This window comes from Aeromonas bestiarum (assembly GCF_000819745.1).
Lineage (GTDB): Bacteria > Pseudomonadota > Gammaproteobacteria > Enterobacterales > Aeromonadaceae > Aeromonas > Aeromonas bestiarum.
In genome coordinates this window covers 565126-584345 of record NZ_CDDA01000015.1, presented here as the reverse complement: position 1 = coordinate 584345, position 19220 = coordinate 565126, and the positions used below count along the sequence as shown (strand labels likewise).

Genomic DNA, 19220 nt, shown 5'->3' with positions numbered 1-19220 from the left:
ATGAAAAAGCAATTATCCATGCTGGCCATTCTGGTCAGCGCCAGCCTGCATGCCCAGGCGGCACAAAGCCCCTTTTTCACCATTGTCGACGGGTCTGACAAGGGATATGCCAGCGGGATCAGTGCCGATGGCAACGGGCTCATCGGGATCAACACCAAAAACAACATGGCCGAACACTTCTCGACCGTGCAGTTTGCCGACTTCCTGGTCGATCGTTTCCGTTTTGAGCAGGGCTGCATGCTCTCCAACTCGGTCTGCAACACCTTCTGGAGCGACAAGAGCAACTTTGCTTATCAGTGGCGTGTCGACTTTCTGGCCAAAACAGATCAGCGCAGCAACGTAGGGTCTGTGATCAGCAACGAAACCGATGGTCTGGTCACCGCTTTGGGCGACGTATCGGGCACCCGCGTCGGTTACAAGATGGATGGCAAGCTGCGCACCGCATTTGCCGTCGTCGAGGAAGGCAACAGCGTCAACCTCAAGGATGGCGCCAGCACCCACAGCTTGAGCGTGCCGACCAGCATCAAGAAGCTGGACAACGGCCAGTACCTGGTGACCGGCACCGCCGCCACCGGCAAGAACATCGCCGTCAATTCCGAGACCTACAACTGGTGCTTCGCTGGCAACGATGGTCAGTATGGTGACTACCGCTACTGCCCGGGCCTCAACACCCAGGCCAGCTTCTGGTTGCTCAACAGCACAGGCACCTTCAACAAGCTGGTTCAGGCCAATGAATATGCCCGAGGTCGCAACGAGGTGGTGCAGACTGCCTCCGCACTCGGCGTTGGCAAATTCAACGGCAGCCTCTACGGGGTGGGTTACTCCTCCACCGGCGAGATAGGGACCAACTACCTGGATGGTCGCAACCTGGCGGCATACTGGACGCTGGATCTGGATAACAGCAAGGTAGGCACCACCCAAATCATACCGCTGGCCGAAGGCGAGCCAGGCAAGGATGACGCCAAGCTGCAACACAGCTGGGCCGTGGGGGTCAATGACAACGGTTATGTGATTGGCAACCAGCTCTATCGCATCAACAAGGGCCAGAACCGCCCGGTCGAGATGTTCGTGTTCAATCTCAACACCCCGACCACCAATGCCATTGTTTCCCTGCAGGACAAGCCGCTGAGCGGCTCCGGCTCCGAGGCGGCCGCCATCAACAACCACAACATGGTTGTTGGCTGGCGTGATTCTCGTCATCAGACTCAGCCTGTGGTCAACGGTACCAATCGCATGCAGGAAGGTTTCCTGCTCAACGCGGCGACCGGCAACAACTGGTATCTGAACGACCTGATCTGCGGGCTGGATGATGCGGGTGCCAAGCAGTGCGCCCAGAACGGCTACTACTACCATATCGCTTATGCCAGCGGCATCAGCACGGATGGTACCGTGGCGGCGACGGCTTTCCGCTATAACAGCGAGAGCGAGCTCAACAACCGCAGCAATGCCACCGTGGTCAGCGTGAAGCTGGCGCCGGTTGTGACCGACTACAAGAACAACGATCCTGCCGGTTATGTGGTCGCCAACGCACCGGTCAACAACCAGACCGGTCAGGATGGTGGCAGCGGTGGTGGCAGCCTGTTCTGGTTGACTCTGCTGGCTCTGCCGTTTACCTGGCTGCGCCGCTACAACGATAAAAAGGCATGTCACTAAAAATTAATGCGGTTCAGTGTCTTGTGTCACAATGACCGGATAGCATGGAATTTTTTGTTTGACCCTGCCCACCCTGTGGGGTAAAGATGAAAGCGACCGATGAAAAATTGGTCGCTTTTTTTGTTCCACGAAGAGGGTCGTAGATGATGAAGAGACAGAAACGGGACCGTCTGGAAAGAGCTCGTGCTCGTGGTTATCAGGCTGGCGTGGTCGGCAAACAGAAAGAAGCGTGTCCGTATCAATGCCTGGATGCCCGAGGGCATTGGCTTGGTGGTTGGCGTGACGCCATGGAAGGGCGGGGCTCAGGCCTCTTCATGAAGTAATAGGTACTTCATCACTCATTACAAAAGGAAAGGGGCCATCGCGGCCCCTTTACGTTATCTCTGTCTTACCACGGGATCAGTCGATCAGAATGCGGTGGTATCTTTGAACAGGCCCACTTTCAGGTCGGTGGCGCTATAGATGGGACGGCCATCCACTTCCACCACACCATCGGCGATCCCCATGACCAGCTTGCGGTTGATCACGCGCTTGAAGGTGATCTTGTAGGTCACTTTCTTGGCGGTCGGCAGGATCTGGCCGGTGAATTTCACTTCGCCTACACCCAGAGCACGGCCTTTGCCCGGGCCACCCTTCCAGCCGAGGAAGAAGCCGACCAGTTGCCACATGGCATCCAGCCCCAGGCAGCCAGGCATCACGGGATCACCCGGGAAGTGGCAATCGAAGAACCAGAGGTCCGGCGTAATGTCGAGCTCTGCCAGGATCTCGCCCTTGCCATGCTCGCCACCGTTATCGTTGATCTTGACGATGCGATCCATCATCAACATGTTGGGGGCGGGCAGCTGACTGTTACCCTCACCAAATAATTCGCCACGGCTGCAGGCAAGCAGCTCTTCACGGGTAAACGAGTCTTTGCCTTGTTCACACAGGGAAAGGCGGGCATCAATGGCGGTATTGTCTAGGGTCACGCTGTTTATCCTTCATATGGGTCAAAGCCGGGCCAATTTAGCGTACGCTTGTGCGCTAAACAACTCCGATCTCTTCTTTTATTACAAGCTGAACAACCGGCCCAGCAGGCGACGGAGCAAGCCACCCTTGAACGCTGTGCCATTCAGTTCATCCAGGCGCTGCTGAATTCGGCCGAACAGGGTATCCGGCATATCCGGTTCACCCGCCACGCAGCCGGTCAGCAACTCGATAGCCTCTTCCACATGATCCACCGGATGAATGTGGAACTGACCCGCCTCGACGGCGGCAATCACCTCGTCGGAGAGGTTCAACTGCTGGATGTTGGTGCCCGGTAGAATGATGCCTTGCTTGCCTGTGATGCCGTGGATCTTGCACACCCGGAAGAATCCTTCAATCTTCTCGTTCACACCTCCCACCGCCTGCACATTGCCGAACTGATCGACGGCACCGGTAACGGCAAAATGCTGATAGATGGGCTGGCGGGCGAGAGCGGAGAGAAGGGCACACAGGCCGGTCAGAGAGGCGCTATCACCATCGATCTCATGGTAGGACTGCTCGAACACCAGATTGGCAGAAAGCGGCGAGGGGGTCTCAGCACCAAACTTGTTGGAGAGATAACCGTGGATGATCATCATCGCCTTCGCATGGATATGGCCAGCCAGCTCGGCCTTGCGCTCGATATCCGCCACGTCGCCATCGCCCAGATGCACGGTCGCTGTGAGACGTACCGGTTCACCGAAATCATAAGGGTGGCCCGAGACCTGAATGACGGAGAGGCCATTGATCTGGCCGATCTCCTCATCATCGGTCTGCAGCAGGATTTGGCCATCGATGACGCCCTGATCGGACTGTTCCACCAGGTAGTTGAGGCGGTAGTCCTGCTCTTCCAGCGCCAACCGGATATGTTCATCGGTCACGGTTTCGGCTTCCATCTCGCGGGCCAGGCTGTCAGCCATGCGCATGATGGCACCAAGCTGGATCTCGGACAGAGAGAGCCACTCCTGATGGTCACAGAGGCGGCTGGCATGACGACAGAGGGCGGCGAGAGCTGCCGGTGTGAAGTCCAGCAGAGCCCAGCGTTCACGGATCCAGGCGAGGTATTGCAGGAACTCTGGCAAGTCTTCCTCAATATTGACCTCTGACACCAGATCCGCGCGCAGGAAGATGCGCTCGGACATGTCCCTGTCCAGCATCTGGAACTCGGATACCTCGAGGCGATCGCCAACCAGGATCAGCTTCAGCCGGATAGGGGTCGCTTCGGGGGTGAAGAAGGGGGTCAGAGTCTTGCCTTCCTGATAGGCGTTCCAGTCGAGCTCGCCTTTTTGGATGGCGTTCTTGAGTTTGAACCAGAGGTGAGGCTGATCCAGCAGCTCGTCGAGTTGCAAAATAAGGTAGCCACCATTGGCCTGGCGCAACAGGCCCGGCTCCAGCAGATGCTGGTTGGCATACACAGAGCCTTGCTCGGTCTGATAGTTGATGGATCCGAACAGGGTATCCCAGTTCAGATCCCGGCCGTAAATCACGGGGGCTTCCTGCTCTTCATGATGGATCAGCAGGTTGATGAGCACGGGATGCTGGAACTCGAGTCCCTGGGCCACATGAGCAGCCAGATCGGAGAGAAAGTCATCGATCTTGGGATCGTTGTTCTGCTTGCGCATGATGCGGGTGACCAGGCGCTCGGCATCCAGATGGTGGCTCATCAGCTTGAGCAGCTCGCCAACCATTTCACAAAATTCGACGCCGCTACCGGGCTGCAGACGCAACCAGATAGGTTTGAACGGGTTGTTCAGGTTTTCTGTGTAACAGAGATCGAACAGGTCACCATCCTTGCCATTGGAGGCGGCGATCAGCGTCTGACACACACCTTCATAATCTGCACCGGGGAAGCCGTTGAGCAGCATGACCGGGCAGTCGCCATCAAAACTGGCGAGACGCTTGATGCCGGAAATGGCTCTGGGTTGCAAGGCTGCGAAGGGTATGGGTTCGATCTCGCTGAGGGCAGGGAACTGTTCAATCGCAAAAGCGGGTTTTAGTTGTTCTGATGTTAATTCAGCCACTTAAGACATCCGGTCGGAGATAGGATCAATTGTTTCCATTATACACAGTTCAATTAGTGGGAACAGGAAACAAGATATCATGTTTAACAAGTCTATACTTCAATGGAGTTCATGGCTTTTTATTCATATAAATCAATTTTTTGTATTTCATGAACTTAAAATTACTTCATGAATAGGAAGGGGCAGTAGTCAAATAAATCCGGACATTAGGTGAGGTCGATTTTCGGATGCTGCTGGCGGTTAGCTATCAGCCCGCTTTGCTTACCATAGGCTAATGTATCCCATCAGGCGGGAGCCACTCTGACTCAGGCTTCTGAGCAACCGCTCCTGCGGGGCGTTGACGCTCCCAGCAGTTACCACGACGACTCATGCTTTGAGTCATGCAGCACCACAACCGTTGCCGAAATGCCCGGCTGATTGGATACCAGCCTGGCTCTCTTTAAACAAATGACGCAGCTCGCTTTGAATCGCCCCTACTTTCCTAGACACCTCAAGAGCCTCAAACTGAGGTCATTCAGGAGGTGTTATGAGCAAGCAGCAACGTTACACGGAAGAATTCAAACTGGCCGCCGTCAAGCAGGTGACTGAGCGCCATCACCCAGTGGCAGAGGTCGCTGAGCGACTTGGTGTTTCCAGCCACAGTCTTTACGCCTGGATCAGGCGCTACAGTCAGCCCGAAGTGCAGCAACAGCATGACTCCAGCCAGCAAGCCGAGATTCGGCGCCTCAAGGCTGAACTGCGCCGCGTTACCGATGAGCGAGATATCTTAAAAAAGGCCGCCGCGTACTTTGCCAAGCTGTCAGGGTAAGGTACGCCTTCATCCGGGCGCACGCGTCCACACATCCCATCCGCCGACTGTGTCGGATGATGAATGTCCACCCGAGCAGTTATTACGCCTGGCAGCACCAGCCTTTATCTTCCCGCGCACTTGAAGACCAACGCCTCCTGGGCCAGATCAAGCAATGTTGGCTAGAAAGCGGCGGCGTCTATGGTTATCGCAAGATCCGGGACGACCTGCGAGAGATGGGCGAGACCTGTGGGAAACACCGGGTGGCGCGATTAATGCGTCATGAAGGTTTGCGTTCACAAACCGGTTATCGTCGCCGTCCCGGTCATTATGGTGGCCGGCCAACGGTGGTTGCACCGAATCATCTTGAACGCCAGTTCGATGTGACTGAACCAAATAAGGTCTGGGTAACGGACATCACTTATATTCGAACCCATGAAGGTTGGCTCTATCTGGCCGCAGTATTGGATTTGTTTTCACGACAAGTCATTGGTTGGTCAATGGGGCCACGGATCGACCGAGAGTTGGCCATCAGCGCGTTACTGATGGCGGTGTGGCGACGGCGACCCGAACAGGAAGTGCTGGTTCATTCTGACCAAGGGAGCCAGTTTAGTAGCTATGACTGGCAGAATTTTTTGCGGGAGCACCGGCTCAAGGCCAGCATGAGCAGACGTGGCAATTGCCATGATAACGCGGTGGCGGAGAGTTTCTTTCAACTCCTCAAACGCGAGCGGATCCGACGTAAAACCTATGCGGATCGCGAGGAGGCCCGGCAGGATGTGTTCGATTACATTGAAATGTTTTACAACCCCAAGCGTCGGCACAGTTTCAACAATGGGCTATCGCCAGTAGAGTGTGAAAAGCAATATTTCGAACGGCTCAAAAGTGTCTAGAGAAGCCGGGGCGATTCACTTCGTTGTTTCATCCGCTAACTGTTAGTGGTCTGCTTGCGGGCTGAATTTTTGTAAAAACAGGAGGTTGGAACAGCGAAAGCGTAGCAGACCAGGGTGATGCGAGCTTCCTGCTTGAACTCGGCAGCAACTGAGCGACACAATCTTGTCAGTGTACCCCCTGATTATGGTGGTGACTGTACCACCTAAAATGGTGTCCGGGATGATTAGACCACTACAGGTAGGAGTTAATACTGTATTGTGTATAGGGGCGGCTTAATCTCTTTCGCAGCAACTTCTTGGACTTGTGAGCCAAGGAAGAGGAACATCTGTTAACGGGTAAGGCATAACAACCTTAAGTTTAGGGTTTTCCGACTTAATGTTTTTAATCAACAATTGTTCGTTTTGACCACGCAGAACCTTAGGTTTATAGGGATCGTTTGCAAAGAAATCCTCCCAATGCCCCAGGGCAAGCAATTTCGGTTCTGTCACTTTCAATAATGCGATAGGGTACTGATTTACTTGGTCCCATGAAGCTGCGCATAGGATCTCAACATCAACTCGCCTGTTGTTAATTGTGACCGGTGGAAAGCCCATCGGGGGATTGCTTGCCGAGTCTTGATAATGGATTCGGTAGACTGTTCTGTTCGTGCTGTCGACAAGGTCCACCAGCCAAGCAAGTGTTGTCCCTTCTTTCCAACCCCATGCCGTTTTGGGGAGTGTGGTTAGGTCCCTATAATATGACCCTAGCAGGAAATCAATTCCTAGAAAATGCGGTGCATGTTCGCTTTGGATGGGCATGAACCTGAATGGCCCACTGCTTATCCACTTGCCCGACTGTACCGCACTACAGTGTGTATCGCCTTCACAGGTTACTTGCGCCATCTTCGACTCGACATTCTCAAAATTCAGTGGTGGTTTGACCTGGACTGCCGCAAGTATGTGGCCAGCGGTTTCCGGTCCATAGGCCTTCGCACGAGGGGCGTATTTAAGCATTACCCAAGGAATATCCATCAGGTGATCATAGTGGGAATGACCTATCAATATGACTGTCACGTTGGAGACCACCGGCATGTATGTCTCAATCCTCCTATGATTTGCGGAGACGAGAATTGGTGGAAATGACGGATTGCTGAATGAAGGTGCAAAAAGTAGAGTTTCGCCTCTCCAGCGCACTAACCAGCCCCCGACCCCTAAGTATGTTAGTTTCGGCTCTTGAATATTTCTATCCTCTGTAGTTGGTAGACCCATGCCTGTGAGATCCTTTGCACAGCCAACAATTAACAGTGGTATGAACATGGCAGCAATCAGACGCATATATATTTCCTAAGAGGTATGTCTAGCTGTTCAGAATAGCTTGATTTTATGATCTACACTCACTTCTGAGTGCCATAAGTAAAGGGCTTGGATATGTCCGACGAACATCTCGTACGCACCAAAAAAATCCTGGCCACCCAAGAGAGAAAATACCGTCGATAAGCCATGCATTGGAAAGTTGGTTACCGCTTTCTGTTGGTTGTGTCAGCTTTACTTGCCTCGGCCGCAGCGATCATTTCGAAGCTGTCGTTACTAGTTGACAAGGACCTTTCAGCAGACTGGTCGTCCATTCTCGCTGGCATGGCTGCAGTGATGACGACTTTGCTGGCGGCCTTGGACTTTGAGTCCAATTTCCGAATTAACCGCCGATCTCGACATCAGGTGCAAATACTTCTCCTCGAAGCTGAAAAGACCAGTGCAGATTCAGATAAGCTTCTGGAGAGTCTTCAGGAAGTTGTGAACCGACGGACTCACAATCTCGACAAAGCCGACTGAGAGGTTTTTCGTGTAGGCTGAAAATCCAGATACCCGTTAAATTTGTTACTGCTGTCGAGTTTGGGTGAGTTCTCTTCCGTCACAGAGGGCTGAAGATCATGGAGACAACTGAGAAGTGCAAAGATCTACCGTCCAAATTACCAAGCCTGCAAGCCAAGACCGTCTATAGTCATTGTCTTAACACCAAATAGACTCACTAGATATTTTCTTTCGGCCCATGTTCGTTACCAATTTGAGAACACTCAATAACCTAAGTGACAAAAAGGAGAAAGCAATGGCCTTAGTCGACCCGCGGAATAATGAGTATGATGTGAACAAACTCAATACTGGAAGCATCGTTGGACATGTAGATACCGATAGTGCGCGAATCTGGGTCCGCGTCTATAAGCCAGGAAAATGGACCCTAGTCTGGTCTGAGAAAAAGCTAGTCGGCGACCTGATTTCTCTTGATGAAATAAGCATTGAAAAATTTCTATCAAGCCAAGGATGCAACCAGAAAAACACAATACAGCATGAATTTGATGAAAATTCAGATTTATGCAACACATTCGACATTACCAACCTCAAACCAGACACTACATACTACTATTATTTAATGAGCCCAAATCAAATAAGTAAGAGCATGTGGCGCAGGACAGAAATTGGGTATCAAAAAACCTTTTCCTTTACCACCATGGCACAATCCATGCCTGATTTTAGCTTCGGATTCTATAGCTGCCATGATCCCTTCAATGCGAATAACAGCAACGGTGCGTGGCCATTATTCCTCAATAGAGCCAATAGTGCCGGTGTCAGATTCATAATTGGAGGAGGGGATCAAATATATGTAGACTGTCAAGATAACAAATACTTTCCTGACATCTGGGAATGGCTCCAAGATAACAAAGATGAATTAATTAAGACATATACATTGAATGGAGAGCTACATTCCCCCAGCCTCAATGCCTACCTCTTAAGTCTTTACCGCTGGTACTATCGGGTGTACTGGAAGTTTCCACATATGCAGGAGATTTTTTCAAGGACTCCTCAATATATGATTTGGGATGACCATGAAATCATGGATGGTTGGGGATCCCGAACCAATGAAGAACGTCTAGAAATTCTCGCAAGATACTTCAAGCATGACGATCCTGAAATTGATCAACAGCTCGTGGATTCCATGTGGAGAGCCGCAAGAATAGCGTACTTCGAATATGCTCATAGCCACAATCCACCAACCAATACTACAATATCAAAATTGGAAGATCCCGAAAAATGCATCTGGGATTATAACTTCATAAAGGGAACAACCCCCTTCTACGTCCTCGACCTTCGCGGGCATCATAATGTAGAAAATACAAGAAACAGACTGCTTGGAGATGCGCAAGTCGACAGGTTTTTAGCCTGGCTGAATACGGAGCCTGTGAAAAAATCAAAAATTGTATTTGTTGTAAGCCCTGTACCATTCGTCCACTGGAAAGCCATGGTACAAACTGCAGGCTCTTTAATAGGTAGTCTCAAGGACGACCTTATGGATGAGTGGGACCATTGGACCAATCATGATGAGAGAGATTTTCTGCTTGATAAAATATTCGAGGATTTTAATGCTGAAGGAAGGACGCTGGTTTTCCTGAGCGGCGATGTTCATTGTGCCGCCGCCTTCAGGTTACAACATAGAACATATCGCAAGGCAAACGTTTTTCAGGTCACTTCGAGTGCAATCTCACGGATGCCAGCTGGATTTACCGTATCAGCTGGAATTGCCAAAACTGGCACTCTGAATGGCAATGATAATGTTCAGTTTGAGCATATATTCAGCCACTCTGAAGACAAGAATTTTGCCATTTTTCATGTAAGGAATAGCTCATCAATCACTGTCGATCTTTGTTGGCCAGGCGGCACCGAAGGCGAGGCAGTCATTAAAACTATCCAGCTGGAGTAATTGCCACGAACAAGGACCGCTATCAGGTGTATACTTTGGAAGTATTGCACCGCTTATTTAATCCTAGTAGGAAGGTGCGGACAAATCACCATGTACCAAAACATGCCTATGTAACAAATTGAAAATAAGTGGCTTAAATTTTCAGTTTTGTTGCAGAAGGTACTTATTCGCATCCTCCCCAATTATCACCTGGCTCTGGCCTCAAACCGGTGTCTTTTTTACGCTAATCTAGGCTGTGTTCTCAAAGTGTTCATATTTCAGGTGCAGCGATTTTGAGGCATGAAATGGGGCTCTTTAGAGGCCCATTTACCTGATTTTGAAGTGAATAAATGCTGTGTTCTTGTAGGGATAGCGCTCTATAAAGTGGAGAGGGCGTTTTTTAACCACTTTAGGGACGGGGCCTAGAGCGTACTTCCTTCGGTATTAATTTTAGACCTTGCTGTAGGGGACTTTGTTGTTTCTTGACAGTATAGAGGCTTTATATGAAGTAGTTTACCCTTGGATGTTGTTGTGATTAAGACATACTAGTGGCTGTCTTCAAACAGGGTATTGCCTCGTTGGCGCAGGCGCTCCAACCAAGCGTCTACGAGGTGTGGAGCAAATCCGCGGTCGAGGGCAGCATGGCGCAGTAACTCGAATTCGGTGCGTAAGGTCGTTGGCATGATACCGGGATCGTCCGTGTTGATACAGACGTCTAGTCTTCCCTCGCGAATCGAGAAGCGGTTCATGGCCTGTCTGGGAGCAAGAAGGTTGGGATCTGGTGGATCCCAGCGAAAGATCGGATGATCCTTTAGGTCTCCGATAGCCCCGATATGGCGGTTTGAGGTCGGGTTGACTTCGAAGACGATACCTTTCTGTTCCCCGTAGCGATCGATCAATAAGTCCTGAAGTGCTTCAATAAACTCCAGTTCGGCTGGGATGATATATGTGGTGAACAGGCCGAGACAATGCTGGCGCTGCGGTAACTTCAGAATGTCGCGTTCCGAGCAGGTAACCTGTACCATGCATTGTTCTGGTGCTTTGGGTAGTAGCTTTTGGCGCTTGTTGGGATCGAACCAGTCGATCCGCTTGCGCGCGATTCGTACGTGTTCTCCGGCCTTGTCTGGATTCTGCAGAGCATTCCAGTCTGGCACCGCGATGCGTTTTTTGTCGTCCATTAGTTTTAGATTAAGTGCAAGACGCCTGCAGTTACAGCGCATGGTCCAGGCCTTATGCCATATCAGCATTGAAGGCGTGCCCGTATAAGGGACTGGGGCGTTAAGCCAAGGTACGTACGGTGCCAGCGCGTGCACGACATTCTTGTAGTGAGTGGCGATCCGCAATGCGTGCGGAAGTTTATCCGAATGCAATATGGCAAAATGCCAAGCCCAAACCAAGTTGTCGACATGCTCGTCGACGCTCAGCAGGGCTTGGCCCATTTCTCCGAACCATTGACGTGCCGTGATTCCGAGCGCCAGACCGTGACCGATCCGATCGCCAGTCTGCATCTCGCAGAATCGGACTGTCTCGTCGATATGGCGCATCCCGGACAGCGGGTGCGCGTAGTCCTCCCCTGAGTGTATGCTCAGCCGGAGCGGTTTCTCTCCCTCCGGTCTGGGCAGCGAGCGCAACCAGCGCAGCGCTGGCGCGAATACCTCGGTTTTCAGTTTGTTTTCGTCTCCCGCTACGTCCAGTGTCCGGATGAGGCGGGCTTGCTCAAGTGTAGGTTTTTCACCGGGACTATCGTGTCGAAGCGGGTTGCCATTCCATACGTTTTTCGAGTTCAAGATCTCCGCAATTTTGTCGGCATTAGTCCATGGATTCTTTTCATTACGCGAGAAATGCAGGCAAAAATGCCATTTAGCGCACGCAATTGTTGTATCGGAGAAGTCTGCATCAGAGAGCCGCGGGTGCAGACACATGAGCTGTCCGATCCAAGCGCGTATGTTCTCTTGCTTTAGCATGCTGAGCGATACTTTGAGTTCCGCTCTGTCTTTGGAACCATGAAAAATCCGGCGAGCCGCATCCTTTTGAAAAGTATCTGCACTCTGCCTGTCATGTACCCGGTTGCCTGATGCCTGTTGGAACCTGTTCAGACCGTAGCCATCGACCAGCAAATCCTGTCGGACGCGCATAATGGTGCCAAGCAGAAAGAAGATTGCGATGTGTCGGTACGGACCGGATTGCTTCTGCTGGTATGTGAAGCTGCACCATAGTAACAGCCATAGCCAGGCTTTGGGTAGGTCTCGTTGGACCATGCTTTGCGCGAGCATGTGCTTGATCCAACGCAGCGAAACAGTATTTTCACCTTTCGTCAGTTGGTGTTGAATGTTCCAGTCGATACGGTGAATCGGCTCGATTCTACTTAATGGTGTCAGGGCTCGCTGGCATAGCTTACCAATTTCCTGTTCCGTCGCTTGATCGTTGAGAAGCAGTACGCGACTGAGCTCAGCGACTGCTGCAAGGCCATTCGCTACGATGCCGGACATCCCCTCAGATATGTCTATTGCTCCCCGCAATGCATCGATCAAAATCAGTTGTTCCGACGAACCGCCGCCCAAGTGCACATGGTTATCCGAATAGGTCCGCCCTAGATCATCGTGTGGCGCACAGAATGGCTGGACTGAGGCAATCACATCTTTGACTTGCTGCTGAGTGGATAGGACGGCAGCATCGATGTCTCGGGCAACCTTCCAACACAGTAGCAGAGCGGGATCGATGCGCGCAGATAGACGCATGTACTCGTCGAGTACATCGTGACGAAAATGGATGAGCGGATAAAGGGTGGTGAACAGTAAGTCGGACAGAGCATCGAAAAAGGGGATGCCACTACCAACAGTCTTCTTCAGGAACATCGTTTTTGGCCACAGAAGGTTCAGTACCTCGTCGATGTCGATGAGACGGAAGCGTCGCGGCTCTTCGCGGTCTAGTGCGTCGCGCAGGACGCGTTGGCAGTCGTCATTGAAGGTTTTCTGAGCAGCCTGTTCGGACAGGTCTGTGTTGAGTACCAGCACGCTACGTAGCTTCTCATGCAGGAGTGGGCTGGTCAGGCAGGTTGATAGGGCTGCGCCAAATAGATGTTGCTGAAGCATGGCTAGAAACTGAGTTTTTCCATGACGCGCTGGAGGCGGCGCCTGCCAGAATTCGGTGGCAAGTCGGTGGCATGATGCAGAGCTTGAAAGTGCTCCCATATTGCCGGATTGCCTCGACAGAGTTTTTCCACCCTAGCAACAAGAGTCGCGAGTTGCTCATATGGTGTTTCGGCGATCGCATCCACAGTAAGGTTGAGTCCAAATTTGCGTGCCGTCTCATTTACATAACGATCTATTATCCGGTCAATCTCGTGTAGTGAACTGCTTTTGAGCGCGCTGCTCGCCTGTGGGGGAGGAGACTGCTGTTGCTGGTTCACCTGCTGGAGAGCTGTCAATGCGCCCAACCATATACGTCGCAGCGGATGAGACTCTAGCGCATATGTGTACGATCCTATGCCGAAGTCGTGGTAGCCCTCTTTGGTTCGTAGTTGTAGGAATGGTGAAATATTCTGCTTGTACAACGGATGTTGTTCGAAGGTGGCTGCAATGCCAGACATGTTCACGGTTGCGACTACCTGAGGAAGCCCAAAGATTGGGCCCTTTTCGAAACTACCAACGGCTGACCAGAACAGGTTAAAGGTTTGCATCGCAAGATTCAGGAGCTCGCCGGAAGCTGAGTTCTGACCGGTGCTTCGGTTGATGTATGCTACCTGGCTGAAGAACTTGTTCATCACGACGAACACGAACCAAGCATTCGGTCGAGCGATCTGTACCCGCTGACGCCATTGGTTAATCATGACTACTAGCTCGGAGAGGTCGGTCTCGCCATCGTCATCGACAGCTGTGAAATCCGGCTCTGCATTCTGGTCGATCGTATCATCTGCGGCGTTTTCGCTGCTGACATCGAGCGTCTTGGTTCGGGCGAATTCGGCAAGAGAGTAAAACGGCGGCTGGTGCAAGATGCGTAGTAGATCACTTTGGGTAAGGTCGCAGGTCAGACTTGTTATCAACAATTCGAAAACTCGGCCGCACAACAGCAGATCGCCACGTGCACTTGGGCTGTAATAGCTCCAGTGGACTAGTAATTGGTGCGCGAGAGCGATCGGAAGATCGGTGCTGTTGCGCGTCAGAGACCCAGCATGCCTACCTGTTTCAGGCCCTGGATAGGACAGCAAAGTCTTTTTGGGTAAACGATTCAGCCACTGCTCGGGCGCCTTGTTTGTTAGCAAGTTGCGCCAGTTGGAAGCGAATTCGGCGCCAGTGTCGAAATGTGCGTAGCGCCCTGCAGCATGACGCTGCGGCCTGAACAAGTCATGTCCGAGTACATTACCTGCGGCGCGCATCAGGTATAAGTTGGCGTCTGCCACCAGATATGTGCTTCCCCATGCTCTTTGATGGATGGCATAGGCAGCTAGCGCTTTATTCCAGTGCATGCACATATCGGGTAAGTGCTGGGATGGCTCTGTGCGAGCTTTGCCGACTAGAGAGCGCAGCGTCCGGTAGGCATTTTCGCGGGCTGTTCGCTGGGTTCTAGTACCGTCATTGCTGCGTTTCGCGTACGCAGCATCGAATTGTTCTGCAAAAATGTTCACAGCCTCCGCAACAGGGGGGCTCATTATCAATCGTCGCCGCATCATGACAGGCGCATTTTTTTCGCCGCCAGTGACTTTGTTTTCGTCGAGGAAGTTCTTTAGAGGCACCAGTAGGCTGCGACAAGCTTGCACGAACTGGGCTAGCTCACGTACCGTCGACAGCGGTAGTTCGCGCGCACTGTTGTCCTCACCGTTGACTCGGTCGTTGATCAAGGCCTCTAGCCAGTATTTGAATACGGGCAGAGGGATCAGTTCTCTGTCCTCTTCAGTGAGATGGATGTCATGATTGTCGAGGTAGGTATGCAGTTCAGGCAGGCGGATACGACGCGGCAGGGGCAGAACCTTGCGTTCATATTCCTCTGCGAGATGGCGTGCCCGCTGCAGCGTAACCGTGTCGTCTTGCATGCCGTGCTTAGTCAAGCGGTGGGCGAACCGGCGATAGATTATTTCGTCGTAAAGGTCGAGGTCGCCGCTGATTATCGGGATAACGTAGGGCGAGGTCATGTATTTGCGTACTGCGTCGACGTTATCGAAGGCGAGCTCGAGAGATGTGTCTACGTCGTCGATTGGCAATACCACGAGCTTTTTCCCCGTCAGGTGAAGGGCGCGGTAAAACAACATGTGCACATGCTCGGCAAGTTCCTGATTCTCGATGAATGCCTGCAGCCGGTCGAGTCCGAATTCTGAACTTATCTTCTGGATATTCTCTAGTGCCGAGCCCAGACGCTCGAGTTCAGAGTAGAACTCAGTCGTTCCGTCCTGAGAGTCGCGTAGCGCTTTTCTCACTTTTGGGTCGCGCAGTAGGGCGGCGACGATCACGTTCAGGAGCAGGTTGTCGCCATTCTCCAGCAGGGTAGGATCAACTGGCTTAAGGATAAGCAACTCTTCGCGCAGGCCGTCGATTCCGTTGATGAAGCTCGATAGGTTGACCAGTACCGAACTCTTTCCGGTGCCACGCCCACCGTCTAGCAAAACTGCTTCGTGGCTGCGGAATGTGTCGAAGGCCTCACGTACTACATCAGACGATGCTTTCGCGGGGATACGGCCAGCTTTCGCCAGTGCCGCCCGCAGGTGCACGGTGATCGCTTCATAGGCGTCACGGGCCAGTAGGTTTTTGCGATTTGCGATGAAAGATTGGTCGACTGTATCGATCGGAAAATGGATTGTTTCGCGAGTTTTTAGCATAAACATTCGACCAGTAAATTTAAAAAGCTAATAATATCAGGCTTGTAGTTGTTCGTCATCACGTTGGTGATGCCTCTAATTGGTTGAGTATTATATGTGATGGAGTCTTTTGAGGCACAGCATTCATCATGGCCGCCCTTACCGTTCACTGTCCTTGCTGCCAATCTTACCGCGTATACCGCCACGGTAAGAGCCCCGCTACCGTTGCCTCGCTTGCCATTATGTTTGGCTCTGTCCCAATTACGTGTTGGAAGGATAACCTTGGAGTAGGTCAGCTCCTCACGCTTCTCTGCCCCTGATAACCGGCATCAGCCACATCAACTACTCCTTGCCACGCAGCAAGTTTCCCACTTGGTTCAGGTCATGCTCATTGGTGGGCGTGGTGACCAGGCTGTGAGTCAGACCACTCTTGGCATCAACCCCGATGTGGGCCTTCCTGCCGAAATATCACTGATTGCCCTTCTTGGTCTGATGTATCTCGGGGTCACGCTGCTCCGATTTATTTTTGCTCGAGCTGGGAGCCTCAATGATGGTGGCATCGACCAGCGTGCCTTGGATCTGCCCGCCTCAGATATCCACTGGTTGATGGTCTCGAACAGCTGGCGGGCCAGCTGTTGCTGCTCAAGCAGATAGAGGAAGTTCATGATGATGTGCGGCCAGGAATGGGTTGGTCGAGTGAGAGCTGGGCAAACAGGCGCATGGATGCGATCTCATAGAGGGCATCCTCCATGGCGCTGTCGCTGAGGGTGTATCACTGCTGCAAGCAGAGAATGCGCAGCATGGTCTCCAGCGGATAGGGGCGACGGCCATTGCCGGCCTTGGGATAGATGGGCTCAATGATGGCCAGCATCCTGAGCCAGGGAAGTAGTTGCTCTATTCGAGATAGGAAAGTTTCTTTGCGAATCTGGCGGCGTTTGGCGTTGAACTCGCAATCAGCGAAGGTCAGTTGTTGACTCATTTCGTTGACACTCGTCCCAGGAACCAAGAGGCTCTAATGATCTAACATCTAGGACTTGTTCGTACCGTCCTTAGAGCGCCACTTATCGAAGGTGGCCATCAGCTGTGACAATTCGCCTGTCGACAGTGGTCTGTTCTTGGGTTATGAGCTCAACGATTGGCTGGCGCTCGAGGCGGGCTATGACCATTTCAGTGAGTTCAACGCAGTTATCCGGCTCAGGGGGCCCCGGCGCACAGTGCGGCCTATGAGGGTGACTTGAACGGATTGTCGTTCGTCGCCTGTAGTGGTCAACTAAATCCGGACACATAGTTAAGCCGCATTTCGGCTTCTGCTGGCGCTATCCCATCATTGTGTTGATGTGGGCGCCGCCAGTTGTAGTAATCCATCAGGTAGTAACTGATATCCCGCTTTGCTTCCCGCAGGCTCATGTACCCCGTGGTCGGAAGCCATTCCGTCTTGAGGTTCCTGAACAGCCGCTCCATCGGCGCGTTATCCCAGCAGTTGCCACGCCGACTCATGCTCTGGGTCATGCGACAGCGCCACAGCCGTTGTCGAAATACTCGACTGCCGTATTGGCTCCCCTGATCGGAGTGAAACAGCACACCAGACGGACTACTTCGCTGCTGATACGCCATCTCGAGTGCTTTCACTGCCAAATCAGCATCAGGTCTGTCAGACATTGACCAGCCCACGACCCGCCGGGTATGGAGGTCCAGCACCGCAGCCAAATAATGCCAACGGCCACCGGCCCACACGTAAGTGATATCGCCACACCACACCTGATTAGGCTGCGGGACAGCAAATTCACGTGCCAGCAGATTCGGGATATCCGGTCGTTCAGCCCGGGCAACCTTGTAGGCATGAGCACCGGGTTGCTTGGACACCAGCTCCGCGTCCTTCATCAGGCGACGCACCTTGAATCGGCCAACCTGATGCCCTAGCTCTCGCATCATGGACATCAAGGCCCGGCTGCCAGCTGAACCCCGACTCTCGTTGAACAGGCGCCGCAGCACGCTTTTTTGCTGCACCTGTTCATGGTCAATGGTTCGGGTACGAGCCAGATAGTCGTAGAAACAGGAAGTTGGAATACCGAAAGCGCAACAGACCAACGTGGTAGGGGCTTGCTCCCTTAATCGATCTATCAGCGCGAACGTTCGAGTTCGTCCGCCATCAAGAGAGCTGTAGCCTTTTTTAAAATGGCCTTTTCACGTTCAAGTCGGTTGATGCGGGCTTCCAGTTCCTGGATTTTCTGCTGCTCGGGGGTCAGCGCTTTGCTGATAGGAGTAGTGCCAGTTCGTTCGGATTGAAGCTGCTGAATCCATCGACGAAGGACGGTTTCGCCGACATCCAGTGAACGGCTGGCTTCGGAGATAGAATAGCCTTGGTCGAGCACCAGGGATGCGGCTTCGAGTTTGAATTCAGCAGTAAATGAGCGACGTAGTCTTGTCATTGAACACCTCTGGTCATGGTGGCGACTGTACCACCTAAAATGGTGTCCGGGCTGATTAGACCACTACATTAACTTGAGTCGGATTTAATCCACTAGAAATCAAAAGAATAGTGCCGGTGACACTGCAAAGCGCTTGCTTAGCGCCTCGATATGTTGGCGGGTCAGTTTTTTCCCCTCGGCAGTATTGAGCAGTTTGCTCACATTGGACTTGGAGCCCAGCTCAGGCAGGTCAGCCACGCCCAGTTGGTGCTGGATCATCAAAGTCTTCAAGACAGCAATGCCCGGCTCCACGCCTGCTAAAGCCTTGTTGAAGTCGGCGAACTCCTCAGCCCGGTCTTCCCAGCGCTCGATACTGGTTGCAAGCAACTGAGTTAATTGCTTATTGGTTTCATAGTCATCGATCAGCTCGTCCATCAGCTCAAGAGCTCGCTCATAATCGTCCTGATTATTGATGTGGGCGATGTAAGGCACTTGAGCTAATGCTTCTCTAATCTGAAGCAGGGCAGGATCTAACATGATGGTTACTCCTTGTTTCTCCGGTACTTGCCGTGAATAGCGACTATCTGGAGCTGGTGATTCTGTCAGAAATGGGAGCGCTGAACAAATATTAGTACCCATGATCTCACTCTACTATGGGAACTTCTAAATCTCGGATTACTGCTAAGGCTCATAAACATTATTTTTGCCAAAATCAGCAAGCAAGTTATGTCTTCCCCAGTCCTAGCTACTACACTCGGAACCGTTTTGCTGACAAAAATATCCAAAGGCAGGGGCTTATTTTTATCTTATGGGGTTTATTGATAGTCAGAAAATAATGGCCTTTAAAAACCCTGATTAACCGATGCCCGATAGAAGACGGCCCATCTCTGCTTCAGGATCATATTTTTTGGCGGATTCTTGGGTCTTAAGTGTGTGGTTTATTTTACGAGTTAGAC

13 protein-coding genes and 3 pseudogenes are annotated in these 19220 nt (G+C 52.0%); 7 read left to right on the top strand and 9 right to left on the bottom strand.

Annotated elements, in window-relative coordinates; translation table 11 throughout:
* Together BN1118_RS09735 and rmf are read left to right on the top strand one after the other, a co-directional pair.
* Positions 1-1653 (top strand): DUF3466 family protein, encoded by a 1653-nt coding sequence (locus tag BN1118_RS09735; RefSeq protein ID WP_043555767.1) that lies wholly within the window; start codon positions 1-3, stop codon positions 1651-1653.
* A 143-nt stretch (positions 1654-1796) separates the two neighbouring features.
* Positions 1797-1976 (top strand): ribosome modulation factor, encoded by a 180-nt coding sequence (rmf, locus tag BN1118_RS21170; RefSeq protein ID WP_005315693.1) that lies wholly within the window; start codon positions 1797-1799, stop codon positions 1974-1976.
* Between the two features lie 84 nt (positions 1977-2060).
* Here the strand turns inward: rmf and fabA are convergent, their stop codons facing one another.
* The 3 genes and pseudogenes from fabA to BN1118_RS22490 all read right to left on the bottom strand — a co-directional run.
* On the bottom strand, positions 2061-2621 hold the full coding sequence (fabA, locus tag BN1118_RS09730; protein ID WP_042037785.1) for a 3-hydroxyacyl-[acyl-carrier-protein] dehydratase FabA: 561 nt from the start codon (positions 2619-2621) through the stop codon (positions 2061-2063).
* An 81-nt stretch (positions 2622-2702) separates the two neighbouring features.
* The gene (locus BN1118_RS09725) at positions 2703-4679 is read right to left on the bottom strand and encodes a Lon protease family protein (protein ID WP_043135341.1); all 1977 of its coding nucleotides are present in this window, start codon (positions 4677-4679) and stop codon (positions 2703-2705) included.
* Between the two features lie 267 nt (positions 4680-4946).
* Positions 4947-5094: pseudogene (locus BN1118_RS22490) on the bottom strand (IS3 family transposase); the annotation flags it as partial.
* Between the two features lie 111 nt (positions 5095-5205).
* Between BN1118_RS22490 and BN1118_RS09715 the strand changes: the two are divergent.
* A protein-coding gene (locus BN1118_RS09715; RefSeq protein ID WP_156994875.1) for an IS3 family transposase occupies positions 5206-6359 on the top strand; the annotation gives its coding sequence in 2 pieces (ribosomal slippage) (positions 5206-5443 and positions 5443-6359; 1155 coding nt in all).
* Between the two features lie 273 nt (positions 6360-6632).
* Here the strand turns inward: BN1118_RS09715 and BN1118_RS21670 are convergent.
* Positions 6633-7673, bottom strand: a complete 1041-nt coding sequence (locus tag BN1118_RS21670; RefSeq protein WP_156994874.1) for an MBL fold metallo-hydrolase — start codon at positions 7671-7673, stop codon at positions 6633-6635.
* A gap of 165 nt (positions 7674-7838) precedes the next feature.
* Between BN1118_RS21670 and BN1118_RS09710 the strand changes: the two genes are divergently transcribed.
* Together BN1118_RS09710 and BN1118_RS09705 are read left to right on the top strand one after the other, a co-directional pair.
* A complete protein-coding gene (locus tag BN1118_RS09710; RefSeq protein ID WP_209428867.1) occupies positions 7839-8168 on the top strand; it encodes a hypothetical protein in 330 nt (109 codons plus the stop codon).
* 274 nt (positions 8169-8442) lie between these two features.
* A complete protein-coding gene (locus tag BN1118_RS09705) occupies positions 8443-10089 on the top strand; it encodes an alkaline phosphatase D family protein (RefSeq protein ID WP_043555764.1) in 1647 nt (548 codons plus the stop codon).
* A 524-nt stretch (positions 10090-10613) separates the two neighbouring features.
* On the opposite strand, the gene BN1118_RS09700 is transcribed toward BN1118_RS09705, so the two are convergent.
* Positions 10614-13160, bottom strand: a complete 2547-nt coding sequence (locus BN1118_RS09700; RefSeq protein WP_043555762.1) for an amidohydrolase family protein — start codon at positions 13158-13160, stop codon at positions 10614-10616.
* A gap of 2 nt (positions 13161-13162) precedes the next feature.
* A complete protein-coding gene (gene rdrA, locus BN1118_RS09695; RefSeq protein WP_156994872.1) occupies positions 13163-15877 on the bottom strand; it encodes an antiviral RADAR system adenosine triphosphatase RdrA in 2715 nt (904 codons plus the stop codon).
* 128 nt (positions 15878-16005) lie between these two features.
* On the opposite strand from rdrA, the pseudogene BN1118_RS22485 reads away from it, so the two are divergent.
* Positions 16006-16068: pseudogene (locus BN1118_RS22485) on the top strand (IS1 family transposase); the annotation flags it as partial.
* A gap of 21 nt (positions 16069-16089) precedes the next feature.
* On the opposite strand, the pseudogene BN1118_RS21160 reads toward BN1118_RS22485, so the two are convergent.
* A pseudogene (locus tag BN1118_RS21160) lies at positions 16090-16835 on the bottom strand (IS5 family transposase); the annotation flags it as partial.
* A gap of 91 nt (positions 16836-16926) precedes the next feature.
* On the opposite strand from BN1118_RS21160, the gene BN1118_RS22480 reads away from it, so the two are divergent.
* Positions 16927-17094, top strand: coding sequence for a hypothetical protein (locus tag BN1118_RS22480; protein ID WP_378039909.1), 168 nt, complete (start codon positions 16927-16929; stop codon positions 17092-17094).
* A 28-nt stretch (positions 17095-17122) separates the two neighbouring features.
* Here BN1118_RS22480 and BN1118_RS21155 read toward each other — a convergent pair.
* Positions 17123-18285, bottom strand: a protein-coding gene (locus BN1118_RS21155) for an IS3 family transposase (protein ID WP_156994871.1) whose coding sequence is annotated in 2 segments (ribosomal slippage) — positions 17123-18030 and positions 18030-18285 — 1164 coding nt in all. Because the reading frame shifts where the segments join, the coding sequence is not laid out codon by codon here.
* Between the two features lie 99 nt (positions 18286-18384).
* On the bottom strand, positions 18385-18801 hold the full coding sequence (locus tag BN1118_RS09665; RefSeq protein WP_043555753.1) for a helix-turn-helix domain-containing protein: 417 nt from the start codon (positions 18799-18801) through the stop codon (positions 18385-18387).
* Positions 18802-19220: the final 419 nt, after the last annotated feature.

Bases quoted from the DNA above. Each gene is read 5' to 3' on its own strand.
- BN1118_RS09735 (WP_043555767.1), top strand. From the start codon at position 1: ATGAAAAAGCAATTATCCATGCTGGCCATTCTGGTCAGCGCCAGCCTG.
- rmf (WP_005315693.1), top strand. From the start codon at position 1,797: ATGATGAAGAGACAGAAACGGGACCGTCTGGAAAGAGCTCGTGCTCGT.
- BN1118_RS21670 (WP_156994874.1), bottom strand. From the start codon at position 7,673: ATGCGTCTGATTGCTGCCATGTTCATACCACTGTTAATTGTTGGCTGT.
- BN1118_RS09710 (WP_209428867.1), top strand. From the start codon at position 7,839: ATGCATTGGAAAGTTGGTTACCGCTTTCTGTTGGTTGTGTCAGCTTTA.
- BN1118_RS09705 (WP_043555764.1), top strand. From the start codon at position 8,443: ATGGCCTTAGTCGACCCGCGGAATAATGAGTATGATGTGAACAAACTC.
- BN1118_RS09700 (WP_043555762.1), bottom strand. From the start codon at position 13,160: ATGCTTCAGCAACATCTATTTGGCGCAGCCCTATCAACCTGCCTGACC.
- rdrA (WP_156994872.1), bottom strand. From the start codon at position 15,877: ATGCTAAAAACTCGCGAAACAATCCATTTTCCGATCGATACAGTCGAC.
- BN1118_RS09665 (WP_043555753.1), bottom strand. From the start codon at position 18,801: ATGTTAGATCCTGCCCTGCTTCAGATTAGAGAAGCATTAGCTCAAGTG.